Genomic DNA, 14080 nt, shown 5'->3' with positions numbered 1-14080 from the left:
AAAAGACTCGTCGGATGAATTGAACCAGTTAAAATGTTCGGACCAACGAAAGAAAAAAGCGAATCATCCGCAGCGATTGGCGAATTGGACAAAATTCTTATTCTGGACGATGCTCCGGAAAACTGCCTGCTCGTAGAAAGGATCCTTAAGAAAGCAGGATATGGTGATGTGATTTCCACCCAATCTCCAGAGACTGCCTTGGAATGGTTAGGCTTACAAGGAAATCCGGAAAACAAAAAAGATATCTCACTTCTACTTTTAGACATTCTTCTTCCAGGTGGAATGAATGGTCTGGATATTCTTCGCACATTAAGTTCGAAGGAAGAATTTTCAGACTTACCAGTTATTATAATCACTGCAATCCATGATACCCAAACCTTGGAATCCGCATTTGAATTAGGTGCAATTGATTACGTTACAAAACCTTTTGATGCCCATGAGCTAAGAGCGAGGGTTCGATCTACTTTGAGGCTTCGTCATGAGATGCTCCAAAGAAAACAAAGAGAAAGAGACCTTGAAGAGATCACAGATAAACTTTCAGAAGCTTACCAAACTTTGCTTAGAGTTTCCAGAACAGATGGCCTTTCTGGAATTTGGAACAGAAGATTTTTTGATGAGATCTTAGAAGTAGAATGGAAGAGAGCATGCCGCTCTGAAAAACCGATCTCCTTACTTTTATTAGATATAGATTTTTTCAAAAAGTATAATGATACGTATGGCCACCAAGCTGGTGATGAATGTATCCGTCAGGTTGCTAATGTTCTGAAAAATACTGCAAGAAGAGCGGGGGATTTCCCAGCTCGTTATGGTGGAGAAGAATTTGCAGTTATCCTTCCTGAGACTGATTCAGATAAGGCGATGATAGTTGCTGAAAATATCAGAAAACGTGTCCAAGAACTGAAAATCCCTCATGATGCTTCTCAAACTTCTGAATTCGTTTCTGTGAGTATAGGGATCAGTACTCGGATGTCTGGAAAAGACAAAGAGAGCAAAAAGTTTTTGGAAGAAGCAGACAAAGCTCTCTATAAAGCCAAAGAAGACGGAAGAAATAAAAGCATAGTCTTCAAAGATTAAACCTTGGGTCTAAGTAATACCAAGGTCTTATTTCTTCATTTTTTTAGATAATGGTACGATTCTCCCGTATTTTTTTCCTAAAATTGGAAATTTGTTTGCATTGCACTAAGTCTCATTTGTTAATAAACGATAGATAGAGATAGATATGGCTATATTGGATAAAATAGTACAGGAATTCAAAAACAGGTTTTTTGAGACCGTAAAGGTTCCAGTGCAGGTGCATTCTTCTTCCGGAGATTTCCAAGCGACTTGGGAAGGAATCCAAGGTACAGCTCTTAGCTTTACCTTGGATCGTTTTCATCCGGATCCGGAGGGAAGCAATGCTGTGATAGAAATACGTGTCCCTTTTTGGAAGGAACCATTATTATTCTCTGGAAAACTTTTGGATAAGAAAGTGGTGAAATCCAAATCCTCTGAAAGGATTACCGATACCGTTTTAGTATTCGAGTCTGAACTTTCGGAATTCCTAAAAAAGAATCTTCCAAAGATTGATCTTACACTTCCTAAGAGGTAATTCTACTTTTTAGGAAGATCTAATTCTAAGATCATCGCGGCATGATCTGATAGGATAGGGTCCTTTTTCACTGTGAGTTTTTTGAGTTTGGTTTTAAGCTCAGGCGTTACAAAAAAGTAATCGATCCTCCAACCTTTATTATTTCCTCTCGCTCCGGCTCTAAAAGTCCACCAGGTATATTCCTGTTTATCAGGATATAGTTCTCTAAAACTGTCCACCCAACCTGTGGAAAGAAATTGAGTCACCCAAGCTCTTTCTTCCGGAAGGAAGCCGCTATTTTTAGCATTTCCTTTTGGATCATGAATATCCTTTTCAGTATGAGCGATATTCACATCCCCACAGAGGATGATATTGGAATGTTTCTTTTTTAACTTTGCTGAAATTTTTAGGAATTCTTCCAAGAATCTCATCTTGGCGGCTTGTCTCACGTCACCTGTAGTCCCGGAAGGAAAGTAGACAGTCCAGATCGCGTATGAATCAAATTCGGCTAGGACACTTCTTCCTTCTTTATCGAATTCGTCTAGGCCCAAACCATAGGTTACTTTTTTAGGTTCCTGTTTGCTCCAAAGAGAGACTCCAGAATAACCTTTTTTAACGGCAGAATGGAAGAATGCTTTATATCCAAGAGCTTCCCAAAGTTCGGAGTCAAGCTGGTCCGGCTGAGCTTTTGTTTCTTGGAAACATACAAAATCGGGTTTTTCGGAGGAGATCAGGTCTGTGAGACCCTTACTAGAGGCGGATCGGATTCCATTGCAGTTCAGGCAGAAAACTTTCATAGGCGTTCAAAGAGTTCCCAGGATTTTCGGGATGCTAAGTCCGGGCAAAGAAAAAAAATGTCCGTATGAGCATTCGTATCAGGGAAATAGGCAAGGATTTTTCCTTTGAACCCATTCTCCAGAGAGCAAAGCAGGATCTAAATGACACTTTGGCCCTGGTACGTCCGATTTTGGACCAAGTGAAAGAAGGTGGGGATAAAGCTGTTTATGAACTCACTCAAAAATTTGACGGCCTCAAACCTGAAAAATTGGTTTATCCGGTCTCTGAATGGAAGGGAAAAGCAGACCCAGAGCTTGTTGCCGCATTAGAAAAAGCAAAAGAGAATATTGAAATATTCCACAAGGCTCAGATGCCTAAAGATCTGGATGTAAAAGTCTCCGGCAATACATTAGGAATACGTTATACTCCAATAGAATCAGTTACTGTATATGCTCCTGGCGGAAAGGCTCTTTATCCTTCTACTATTTTGATGGGAGTAATCCCTGCTAAGATCGCAGGAGTGAAACACATTCAGATAGTAACTCCTCCTCAAAAAGAAGGTATCCCTGACGGATTATATGCCGCAGCTAAAATCGCGGGTGCAGATTCAATCGTAACAGTGGGCGGCGCTCAAGGAATTGCTGCTGCCTCTTTCGGAACTGAAACAATTCCTCGTTCCGAATTTGTGATTGGGCCTGGCAATAAATTTGTAACCGCTGCAAAAGTTTTATTAAGCGGACAAGGTGTGATTGGAATAGACAGCCCAGCTGGTCCAAGCGAAGTTCTTGTAATTGCAGATAAATTCGCAAATCCGAACTGGGTTGCTGCAGATTTACTTTCACAAGCGGAACATGGAGAAGATTCAGCGGCGATACTTTGCACTGACTCTTTAGAATTTGCTAAAAAAGTTTCGGACGAAATTGATAAGGCTCTAAAAGAAAGACCTAAACGAGAAGCCATCAAAAGAGCCTCAATAGAAAATGAAAGTTGGATATTAGTTTTTCCTAATTTAGAAGAATGTGTGAATTTTTCTAATCTTTATGCTCCTGAACATTTGGAGATCCAAACCCAAAATTATCAGGAATTATTTAAAAAGATTACGCATGCAGGATCAGTGTTCTTAGGGCCTTATTCCCCTGTTGCCATGGGAGATTATATCAGCGGGACAAATCATATTCTTCCGACTGCAGGTGGGAGCAGGATCTTTTCTTCCTTAGGGGTCCTTACATTCTTAAAAAGAGTGACCTATCAAGAAGTAACCAGGGACTCTTTAGAAAAATTATATCCATATGTAAAAGTTCTCTCCGAATTCGAAGGTTTGGATGAGGAACATGGAAATTCTGTAAAAGTACGTCTTTCCCAAAACGGCAAACCATGATCGTATCTAAGGATCCAAACGAAGTCAGAAATCAAATACTCTCCTGGAAGTCCGAAAAACTTTCAGTAGGTTTTGCTCCCACTATGGGCTTTTTGCATGAAGGACATTCGAATCTATTTGTTCGTTCTGCTTCCGAAAATTCCAAAACAGTAGTTTCTATTTTTGTGAATCCCGCACAGTTTAACGATCCAGAAGATTATGCAAAATATCCGATCAATACGGAAGGTGATTTAGAAATTTGTAAATCATCTAAGGTAGACTTGGTATTTTTGCCGGATAAGGATACAATGTATCCAGGTGGAATTCCGAAAGTAGAATTACGTATTCCTCATCTAATGAAAAATCTGGATGCAACTACTAGGCCAGGTCATTTTGAAGGTGTCCTTCTCGTTCTTTCTCGTTTATTCCATACAATTCCAGCGGATCGTTCTTATTTTGGTAAGAAGGATTACCAACAATATTTGGTCGTAAAGGATTTTGTTCGAGCGCTTGGTTTTCCAATGGAGGTTATAGGAGTTGAAACAGTTCGCTCCCCAGAAGGGTTGGCGCTTAGTTCTAGGAATGCTCGTTTGACTGGACCAGAAAAAGAAGAAGCATTATTATTAATCCGAGCTCTGAGGCTGGGAGAAAGCCTGATTCGACAAGGTGAAAAAGATCCTGCAGAAATTCTAACTGTGATGAAAGATGTTTTGGATTCTTCTTCGAAAATACAAACGGATTATCTGGAAATTTTGGATGCGAACACATTAGAGGAAATTCCTATACTGAAAGGAGAAATCCTACTCGCTGTTGCTGCCTTTTTGGGGCAGGTAAGATTGATCGATAATCTAACCATAAAGGTATCTTAATTTACTATGGCTAAGTCTGTTTCCACTCAATCCGATTGGAAAAAATCTTTGGAAGATTTATTCTCTTCTGTAAAAGAGAATACAAAAATTTCTTCCGTCCCCAATTCAGTTCATTCACTTCTATCTTCCGTTATCTTTCAGGCTCAGAAAAATTCGAAAATTGTAATCTCTCCTACAAATACAGAATCTGAGTTTTTATATAGAGAATCCTTAAGTTATTTAGAGCCCGAACTTGTTTGTTATCTTCCTGGTCAGGAAGTTTTACCTTATGAGTATATGCGTTATCCTCAGGAAATGAAAAGAGAACGGATACAAGCACTCGCTCGAATCTTATCCGGAGAAAAAGTTTTAGTATTCACTTCTGTTTCCGGTTTTTTGAAAACTCTTCCGGAAGCGTCCGCGCTTATGGAAAGATCTTTGTCTGTTAAATTAGGCCAAGAGATCCAACCAGAAAATTTGATGAGAGAGCTTGTCCGACTTGGCTATCATAGAGTAGATATGTGTCAGGCTTTCGGTGAGTTTAGCTTGAAGGGTGGAATCTTAGATGTATTTTCCTCCTTCTCCGCTGATCCTATTCGGATCGATTTTTTCGGCGATGAAGTAGAGTCCATTCGTACATTCGATCCTGAAACCCAAAGATCGTTAGAAAATTTGGAAGAAGCTTTTCTTCTTCCTGCAGATGAATTCATTCTGACCGATTCCCAAAAGCAAGCATACAGAAATCTAATCACAAACGCAGATAAATCCCTTCATTTGCCAGAAATTCCGGATGATGCAGGCGGGACCTATTACGAAGAATTGATCCCAATGGTCCGGGAGAATAAAGGAATATTATCTTTTTTTAAATCGAAGCCGGGTTTGGTTTTTCCCGATCCAAATGGAGCTAAAGAAAGATATTCTCATCTATTGAGAGAATATGACGCTCTTTATGAAAAAAGAAACAAAGAGATCTTATGTGCACCTCCTTCTTTCCTGTTGAGAGATAAAGAAGAATCCGAAATTTTAGAAAATCTTAATGGTATCAAATTTACACAACTTCCGCCAAGCAAAGCGGAAGATCTGGTTTGTCCTTTGCACCAAGCTCCATCTTTTAAGGGAAAAATCAGAGAAGTTCGTGAAAAACTGAAAGAATTGAAAGCGGAAGGTGGATGGAAGATCATTCTCACTTCTTCTTTTGAAGCGCAGACACAAAGACTTTTGGGACTTTTTGAGTCGGAAGGAATTCGTTTATTAAACCAAGAAACTTCTGAGCCTGAGCCCATTCTTCTTCCTAATAAATCTAAGGAAGAAGTGTATTTAGCAGTTTCCGAAATACGGAACGGATTCTTATGGGAAGAAGAGAAACTTCTGTTCTTATCCGAAAACGATGTATTCGGAAGAGAATATAAACGTAAAACTAGATTCAAAAAACAAAATAGCAAAGCCATCCAAAGTTTTCTAGACTTGAAAGAAGGGGACTTTGTAGTTCACGTAAATCACGGAGTTGGAAAATTTCTTAAAATAGAAAGAGTCAACGCTGGCGGAAAGGAAAGGGACTTTCTAAAATTAGAATATTATGGCGGAGATACGTTATTTGTTCCTTTGGATCAAATTTCCTTAGTCCAAAGGTTTGTAGGTGGAACAGAAAGACCAAGATTAGATAGCCTTGGCAAAAGCACTTGGAAAAAAACGAAGGACAGAGTCCAAAAGGCTGTCGAGGGTCTTGCGGAAGATCTGGTCCATATGTATTCCAATAGGATCAAACTACAAGGGTATGCTTTCCCTCCTGATACAATATATCAGGAAGAATTTGAGGCAGAATTTGAATATGAGGAAACTCCAGATCAGATAGAAGCGATCGAAGCCGTTAAGAAGGATCTTGAATCGATAAAACCAATGGACCGTTTGATCTGCGGAGATGTCGGTTACGGAAAAACAGAGGTTGCGATCCGTGCTGCTTTCAAGGTAGCAATGGCTGGTAAGCAAATCCTAATGCTTGCTCCTACTACAATTCTTGCCTTACAACATTATAATAATATGAAGAAGAGATTTGAGAACTATCCTATTACTGTGGAGTTAGTTTCTCGTCTTAGAACTGCGGCGGAAACTCGTGATGTTCTGAAACGTTTCGCTTCTGGAAAAGTGGATATGCTCATAGGAACCCATGCGGTTTTAGCAAATTCAGTACAACCTAAAAACCTAGGACTTCTAATTATAGATGAGGAACAAAGATTCGGAGTGAACCATAAGGAGTCCATTAAGAAGATCAAAAACCTAGTGGATGTTCTAACTTTGACTGCGACTCCGATCCCTCGGACTCTTCATATGGCTTTGACCGGGATCAGAGAACTTTCTATTATCGCAACTCCTCCTAAGAATAGACAAAGTGTGGAAACATATGTGATTGAAGAGGACGAAGAAGTCCTAAGAGATGCAATTCGCACTGAACTTGCTAGAGAAGGACAAGTGTTCTATCTTTATAATAGAGTTGAATCCATTGAACAAGAGACTAAAAGATTAAACGAAATCGTACCGGAGGCTGCCATCGGAGTTCTTCACGGACAGATGACGGAAGACGAGATCGAAGAAACTCTTGTAGATTTTTACGCACGTAAATTTGATATTTTGGTCACAACTACCATCATTGAGTCCGGGATAGATATCCCAAATGTGAATACTCTGATCGTAAAAAGAGCGGATCTATTCGGACTTTCTCAGTTGTATCAGATCCGAGGCAGGGTTGGAAGAAGTGACCGTAAAGCATTTGCATATCTTCTTCTTCCTAAAGACAGGGTCGTGACTGAAGATGCAGAAAAACGTCTGAATACTATCTACGAATACCAGGAACTAGGTTCCGGATTCAAGGTTGCAATGCGCGACTTGGAAATCCGAGGCGCAGGAAATCTTTTAGGTAAAGAACAATCAGGCGATATCATGGAAGTTGGCTTCGATCTGTATGTTCAGATGTTAGAAGAAGCAATTGCAAGGATCAAAGGTGAAGAAGTCAAAATTGAAGTAAGGACCGCAATCAATTTGGATTCTAACTTCTTCATTCCTGAATCTTATATTCCTGACACAAGACAGAAAATAGAATTTTACAAACGATTCGAAGGCGCAAGAGATTTGGACGAAATAGAAGAAGTCACTCAGGAAATGACGGACCGTTTCGGTGAACCTCCTGAAGAGGCAAAAACTTTCTTAATGTTAGAAAAGATAAGGACCTTAGCATCTGTATTAGGATTTGAATCTGTATCTGAGTTAGGGGAGGAAATCCGCTTAAAATTAGGAACACATTTCTTAGGTAGTTATGACAAAATCGTAAACTTGATTTCGGCTCGGATGGGTCTTACCATGAATCCAAGAGAACCAAATGTTCTTTTATATGTTCCCGGGAAAGCTAACCAAAAAGACAAACTTGTGAAACTTGTGTACTTCTTAACGGAAATGTTACCCGACAAAAAGTAATGGACGCCAGGCCCGGTTCTCCTATTTTTTGCGTAGGAATTCCAACACAGATGAAACGGCTATATATTTCCCTCACTTTACTCTTATCTTTTTTCTCTTTTGCATATTGCGGAGATGGGACTCCGGTCATCGAGTCTATCGACGGCAATAAGTTAACTACTGCCGGTTTTGAAAGCGCTTTTGATACAGCTCTGGATACTTTGAGCCGCACTCAAAACATCGAAAAAAAGAACGTCATTAAATTTTTAACAGAAGAAGAAAGCAAAGTTCCTCAAAGTTTCTTACAACTCAGAAACGAATTTAGAAAAAGAAAGTTTTTTGATCGTTATCATGAGATGATGGTCGTTAAAGCTGCTGCTGACAAAAGTGGTTTCAGCAAAAGAACTGATATTAAAGAAATCTTAAAGTTCCAAGAGATGCAGTTGATCTACGGAATGTATGTCGCTGAACAGATCGAATCTAGAATTAAGATCACTGAGCAAGAGTTAAACCAAGGTTGCCAAGAGCTTCGCACTAAATACAAACAAGCTGAGTCTTTAACTCTAGAGCAGTGTTATGATGCGGCACGAGCTCAGATCAAAGGCAGAAAATCAGAAGAAGTTTATAAATCTGTTCTGGATAGAATTAAAGAAACTGTCGCTATCAAACATAACGATAAGTTCGATCTTGAAAAATATCTAGATAAAGAATTTAGCTTCCCTGAATTAAGTAAAGAAGAAGCTCCTAAAGCTGAGGAGACCAAAGCTCCTGAGGCAACTGCTCCTACACCGGAGCCAGAAGCTACTAAGTAAAAAAAGAAATTTTTCAACGATTTGAATTCATATCTAAACGCAATCTTCCGTAGCGTAATTGAAGCGATTACGGAATTCTTACCGGTGTCCTCCACAGGACACCTTTTCTTATTCTCTTCCTTCTATCCTTTTACGGAGGGAGCGGATTTTGACGACTTATTCGATATATTCATTCAGAGTGGAGCGATCCTGTCTGTGCTTGTTTTGTATCGAAAGAAGTTCTCAGAACAGGGAAGATCAGCAGTACGTTACCTTCTTCGCAAAGAAGAGAACAAGGAAGGATTCCTTTTCTTAATCAGAGTAACGATCGGATTTCTGCCTATTATGTTCGCTGGATTTTTATTCAGAGGATTTTTAGATAAAATCAAATCAAGAGAGGATATCTTAGCGATTTTGGGAGGAGCTTGGCTTGTTGGAGGAATTCTGATCTTAGCTTCGGAGTACTGGTTCCAGAAGAGAGAGAAGATCAAAACAAGTCAGCCTATCGGAACAAAGGACGCAATCCTAATCGGAATCTTCCAATGTTTGGCCCTGATTCCGGGAGTTTCCAGATCGGGGGCTACGATTGTGACAGCTAGATTTTTAGGAAAGGATACCAGAAGTTCAGCTGAGTTCTCATTCTTCGTTGCGGTGCCTGTTTTATTCTTGGCAGGGGCTTATAAATTGTTCAAACATAGAGCGGTGCTAAATTTGGAGAATCTGCCGATCTTAAGTTTAGGTTTTGTTCTTTCTTTTCTACTTTGTTTTTTCGTGATCAAATGGTTCCTAAAATACCTTCAAACCCATTCATTTACAGGGTTTGGCTGGTATCGGATACTTCTTGGGATCTCCGTGCTTTCCCTCTACAAATTAGTGATGCAGGGCTGACCCGACACAATAGTGTGGCTTAGATCGGAATGCGCCCCTGGATCCGAAATTGTCTATTTTTACTTTTTTTGCCCACCTTACTATGGGGGCAGCCGGTCGACCTAGGCCCTAGGGGTTCTGGGGCTGATTCGAACTCCGAAGACGATACCCAAAGGTCAGTTGTTAAGACCAGAAACCGTCTTTTAAATAAATCCGTTGAACTACTTAGCGAAAGAGAAGTGGATGAACAGCTGGAAAACTTAGGTCTTTCCAGAGAAGGTTCCATCTATACCAGACGTAAAAGATTAAAAGCTGCTTTGGGCGAGAAGGAAGATAATAAGCCTGACCTCGCCGCGTTAGCCGGAACATCTAAAAAGGATCTTCCGATGGTAATCGAGAACGCCGCAGAAGGTGAACTCATGAGAGTGGACCAGACTAAGGGTGGTGTTTTAGTTTTAAGAGGTAGAGTTCGTATCAAACTTAGATCAGGAACTCTGGAAGCAGAAACTATCTCTGTGGATTCAGATCGCCAAGAAGTATATGCTGAGGGCGGGATCAAATTTGAAGATGGTCGAGCTAAAATCACTGGTGATAAATTTATCTATGATTATCGATTAGATAAGGGTGTTGTTTATAATACCAAGGGTGCGATTGCACCTGCTTACTTCTTCGGAGAAAAAATCAAAAAATTAGATGATAAGCGATATATGTTGGAGATAGGATACTTCACAACATGTAATGCAGAGAAGCCTCACTATTCTTTCAAAGTGGATAAGGTTGTTCTTTACCAAGATAGGACGGTTGTCGGAACTAACGTTCGATTCCAGGTAGGAGGTACAACAGTATTTTGGCTTCCATTCTTCTATAATAATAACTTGGGGAACGGTTGGACCACACAAGCTGGTAAGAATAATACACAAGGTTTATTCGTCCAAAACTCATTGCAGTGGTCTACTATCCCGACTTTTGCCTGGACACCAATGGGTTATAAGGCCAGAGCAGACTTCTACGAAAAGACAGGACAAGCCTTCCAGTTGGAAATGTGGAGGCAAAGTAATAATCTAAACTATTTGATAGATATAGGTTTTGCAAATCATAAGGCCTACCAGATTACTTCTGGTTTTGAGGATAGATTCGCTAATTACGGTTTAGGAACAAGTGCTGTTACTAATCAAGTTGATAAGGGGAATTATTGGGGGACCAATATCCCTAATATTGGAGAAGATAGAGATCCTTGGTGGAAGGGTAGAATATTCCTAAATTCCAAGATGAATAATACGGAAAAGGACGTTACCCGAAACCTATCGGTTCAATATGAGAACTTTACAAATCGTTTATTCGAATACGAATACGGGAATAGATACCAGCCAAGTAACAGTTTACAATCATTATATACGTTCAGAGATGTTCGTTATGGATACGTTCGTAATAATTTAGAATGGAAATTAGATTATACAGAGAATAGGGGAGATCTTTCCGTTAATATCAACATGAAGAGGAATATGCTCTTCTATAACCTTTCTCCTCTCACTAAGTCTGGCTATTTTCCTACAGTGGATGTTCTTCCATCCGTTACGATCAAGAATAGTTCTGAGATTACTAGGCTTCCTTATTTTGAAACTCCAGTTTATTGGGACGTGTATTTAACGAATACATTGATGAGATTTTACGGAGTTCCTACCCAAGAAAAATTGAAAATACCTACCTCCGATGGAAGTTATGATAATCCGAATGGAGACTATAAGGATAATCTTCTAAGGACTCAAAACTTCTTACAGGGTGAGACTGGATTTAGGACTTCTATGAATTTTGGAAGTTATGTGTCCTTGGCTCCAAGCGTATATTATGGTGCTAAAAAACAATCAGCTCAATTACCTGCGGGAAATGCTGACACTGTTTCAACGAACTTTACTTCTTTAGAAAGAAGTTTATCAAGGGATAGTTACCAATATTTTAGAACAAACACCAACTTAAGAATTGGTGCTCCGGTCCTATTTTTTAATACTACATATCGTAAGTTAGAAGCGGAGAAGCCTGAATTACAGGATCCAATTCTAATGAAAAATCGTCAGCATGAGCTGGAACTTTCTTTGGAAAGTTATGCTCTCGAGAATTTTGAAATTTCCCTTAAGACCATTCGAGATCTTAGAACATTTTCGGATGAATACCAGCCTCAGCCTACAAGCCAGGAGAGATGGTATTATACAGTATTCCGTTTCGCAGGTTATATAGATTTCCTGGATGGGTTCAGCAAAAGAAAAAGAACTCTTCTGGAGAGGAAAAGAAGTTTTTATACAGGTATATTCTTTAATAACGATTTTGTGTATCATACACCTCTGCATCGTCCTTTGTCTAATAACTTCACCCTCTCTTATAAGATGGGCGGATTTAGACTTCCGTTTTTAAGATATATCCGTGAGTTGGAAGTGGGTGGAACTTGGTATCATATATATTATGCTTCCATGATGGATAATTATCGGATCTATGCTAAGGCAAGTATTGATATTACGAGAGAGTTTGGGTTTGAGGCGGAAATAGATTCAAGGGTTACTGAACCTTGGAGATATACCAACCAAACGGACAATTATTATTACCAAAGATATATTTTGAATACGGATCCAACTTCACCTTTTACTTCGATGAATATGAACCATACGAATATTGGTCAGGATATTATCAATGGTTCCGGGATCAATGGGACCCAGGCAAGACAAACAACAGCTATGAACGTAAACCGCGCAATGGCAGTTTTAAAATATAATCTGCATACTATGAATTTCAGATTAGGTCTAAGTAGTGATCTTAGGTCCGTGCCGGGGGGAACTACTGGAGCGAGTCAGGTTACCTTTTACGACCAGTCCATTTTCTTCTCCATATCTTTAACGGATTTCAGTTTGGGTCAGGAAGATTCTTCCCAGCTATCTAGAATCCGTCTATTTAGATTTAGAAAACGTCCTCTTAAGACAGGTTATACAGAAGGAGTTGAGTCAGAATAGTATGCTAAAAGAAAGAAGCCAAACTTTTAAATTATTATTCGTCTTCTTGGACCTGACCTTCTCATTGGGAAGTTGTGTATTCGCATTTCTTCTTCGGTTTTATGTAGGAGATCCAACCGGAGTAGATAGATCATATATTGATCTCGAAAGTTATTTTATATTAGGTTCTGTTCTTTCTGTTTCACAAGTAATCGTTTTCTTATTTATAGATCTATATCATCCAAGAAGAGGATTATCTTTCTTAGATGAGTTCCTTGCGATTTTTGGAGGAGTATTCTTAAATTTACTCTTCGTATTATCTATGTTATTCTTCTTCCGAGGTGATTTCGGAAGCGAAAGATTTTCTCGTTCATTTATTTTAGTTTTTGCAGGGACAAATATATTTTCTATAGGGCTTCTTCATCTTCTTGCCCGCCAATTTTTGAGATATCTTAGAAGTAAGGGATATAATTTACGTAGGGTGCTTGTTATCGGAACAAGAGAGACCGCTGCTCGTTTTGCTGATTCAGTTCAAAGACACCAGATCTACGGTTATCAGATAATAGGTTATGTAAGTTCAGGAAGTTCCAAAGCCATTCGTAAGGACATGGTGCTCCTAGGAAAGACTGACAAAATAGAAAAAGTTTTATCAGAGATTAAACCTGATCTTGTTGTTTATGCTTTAAATAATGCAGAAGGGGACTGTTTAGAAACCGTTTTGGATGCATGTGATACAGAAGGTATCGATTTAAAAGTAATCCCTGGTTTCCAAGAGTTCATCAAGGCAAAAGGAAGAGTCGATGAGATGGATGGCCTTCCGGTAATTTCTATCCGAAACATTCCTGTGCGTCTTGGTTATAATCGAGCAATCAAACGAAGTTTTGATATTCTATTTTCTCTTTTCTTCATTATTCTTTTTTCACCCGTATTTTTGATCATTGCTCTACTGATCAAGTTAACTTCCAGAGGACCTGTATTCTATCATCAGGAAAGAGTGGGTCTGGATAATAAAAGTTTTAAGATGCTTAAGTTTAGAAGTATGGTTGTCCAAACCAAGTCCCAGTCTGAAACTACCTGGACTGTTCAAAATGATCCAAGGGTAACTGGGATTGGTAAAATCTTGCGTAAGACCTCCCTTGACGAAATACCTCAGTTTTTTAATGTGCTTTTAGGAGATATGTCCGTGGTGGGCCCAAGGCCCGAAAGACCCCATTTTGTCGAAAAATTCAAAACGGATCATAGACATTATATGAGAAGGCATGCGGTCAAGGCTGGGATTACCGGTCTTGCTCAAGTCAAGGGTCTGAGAGGAGACACTTCTATCGATGATAGGATAGATGCGGACATCTACTATATAGAAAACTGGTCTCTTTGGTTGGATATTAAAATCATCCTACTTACACCTTTAAAAGGTGTAATGGATAAGAACGCCTATTAAGGGAAAAAAGGAGAAC

General features: G+C 39.4%; 10 protein-coding genes. 9 read left to right on the top strand and 1 reads right to left on the bottom strand.

The genetic code is table 11. The annotated features are described in order from the left end of the window. Positions 1 to 84 precede the first annotated feature (84 nt). Positions 85 to 1074, top strand: coding sequence for a diguanylate cyclase (locus B1C82_RS18055; protein ID WP_199775787.1), 990 nt, complete (start codon positions 85 to 87; stop codon positions 1072 to 1074). A 145-nt stretch (positions 1075 to 1219) separates the two neighbouring features. Further along, positions 1220 to 1588 (top strand): hypothetical protein, encoded by a 369-nt coding sequence (locus B1C82_RS18050; protein WP_199775788.1) that lies wholly within the window; start codon positions 1220 to 1222, stop codon positions 1586 to 1588. 2 nt (positions 1589 to 1590) lie between these two features. On the opposite strand, the gene B1C82_RS18045 is transcribed toward B1C82_RS18050, so the two are convergent. Continuing rightward, positions 1591 to 2364: an exodeoxyribonuclease III gene (locus tag B1C82_RS18045; RefSeq protein ID WP_086448976.1), complete on the bottom strand. Its 774-nt coding sequence runs from the start codon at positions 2362 to 2364 to the stop codon at positions 1591 to 1593. Positions 2365 to 2429: 65 nt separating this feature from the next. On the opposite strand from B1C82_RS18045, the gene hisD reads away from it, so the two are divergent. The 7 genes from hisD to B1C82_RS18010 are packed head-to-tail and all read left to right on the top strand — an operon-like array spanning position 2430 to position 14064. Then, entirely contained in the window at positions 2430 to 3722 is a 1293-nt protein-coding gene (hisD, locus tag B1C82_RS18040; protein ID WP_086448975.1) for a histidinol dehydrogenase, read from the top strand. After that, on the top strand, positions 3719 to 4570 hold the full coding sequence (gene panC, locus B1C82_RS20755; RefSeq protein WP_086448974.1) for a pantoate--beta-alanine ligase: 852 nt from the start codon (positions 3719 to 3721) through the stop codon (positions 4568 to 4570). Before hisD ends, panC begins: the two co-directional genes overlap by 4 nt. 6 nt (positions 4571 to 4576) lie before the next feature. Continuing rightward, the gene (gene mfd / locus B1C82_RS18030) at positions 4577 to 8014 is read left to right on the top strand and encodes a transcription-repair coupling factor (RefSeq protein ID WP_086448973.1); all 3438 of its coding nucleotides are present in this window, start codon (positions 4577 to 4579) and stop codon (positions 8012 to 8014) included. Between the two features lie 50 nt (positions 8015 to 8064). After that, positions 8065 to 8805 (top strand): lipoprotein LipL31, encoded by a 741-nt coding sequence (locus B1C82_RS18025; RefSeq protein WP_086449348.1) that lies wholly within the window; start codon positions 8065 to 8067, stop codon positions 8803 to 8805. A 21-nt stretch (positions 8806 to 8826) separates the two neighbouring features. Then, positions 8827 to 9672 (top strand): undecaprenyl-diphosphate phosphatase, encoded by an 846-nt coding sequence (locus tag B1C82_RS18020; protein ID WP_086448972.1) that lies wholly within the window; start codon positions 8827 to 8829, stop codon positions 9670 to 9672. Positions 9673 to 9701: 29 nt separating this feature from the next. Further along, positions 9702 to 12647 (top strand): LPS-assembly protein LptD, encoded by a 2946-nt coding sequence (locus tag B1C82_RS18015; RefSeq protein ID WP_086448971.1) that lies wholly within the window; start codon positions 9702 to 9704, stop codon positions 12645 to 12647. Position 12648: 1 nt separating this feature from the next. Then, positions 12649 to 14064, top strand: coding sequence for an undecaprenyl-phosphate glucose phosphotransferase (locus B1C82_RS18010; protein ID WP_086448970.1), 1416 nt, complete (start codon positions 12649 to 12651; stop codon positions 14062 to 14064). Positions 14065 to 14080: the final 16 nt, after the last annotated feature.

Source organism: Leptospira venezuelensis, assembly GCF_002150035.1.
In the GTDB taxonomy this organism is placed as follows: Bacteria; Spirochaetota; Leptospiria; order Leptospirales; family Leptospiraceae; genus Leptospira_B; species Leptospira_B venezuelensis.
The sequence above is the reverse complement of the archived record's forward strand: the minus strand, read 5'-3'. Positions and strand labels throughout refer to the sequence as shown.

Coding starts and splice junctions, on each gene's coding strand:
- B1C82_RS18050 (WP_199775788.1), top strand. CDS start 1,220: ATGGCTATATTGGATAAAATAGTACAGGAATTCAAAAACAGGTTTTTT.
- B1C82_RS18045 (WP_086448976.1), bottom strand. CDS start 2,364: ATGAAAGTTTTCTGCCTGAACTGCAATGGAATCCGATCCGCCTCTAGT.
- hisD (WP_086448975.1), top strand. CDS start 2,430: ATGAGCATTCGTATCAGGGAAATAGGCAAGGATTTTTCCTTTGAACCC.
- panC (WP_086448974.1), top strand. CDS start 3,719: ATGATCGTATCTAAGGATCCAAACGAAGTCAGAAATCAAATACTCTCC.
- mfd (WP_086448973.1), top strand. CDS start 4,577: ATGGCTAAGTCTGTTTCCACTCAATCCGATTGGAAAAAATCTTTGGAA.
- B1C82_RS18025 (WP_086449348.1), top strand. CDS start 8,065: ATGAAACGGCTATATATTTCCCTCACTTTACTCTTATCTTTTTTCTCT.
- B1C82_RS18015 (WP_086448971.1), top strand. CDS start 9,702: ATGCGCCCCTGGATCCGAAATTGTCTATTTTTACTTTTTTTGCCCACC.
- B1C82_RS18010 (WP_086448970.1), top strand. CDS start 12,649: ATGCTAAAAGAAAGAAGCCAAACTTTTAAATTATTATTCGTCTTCTTG.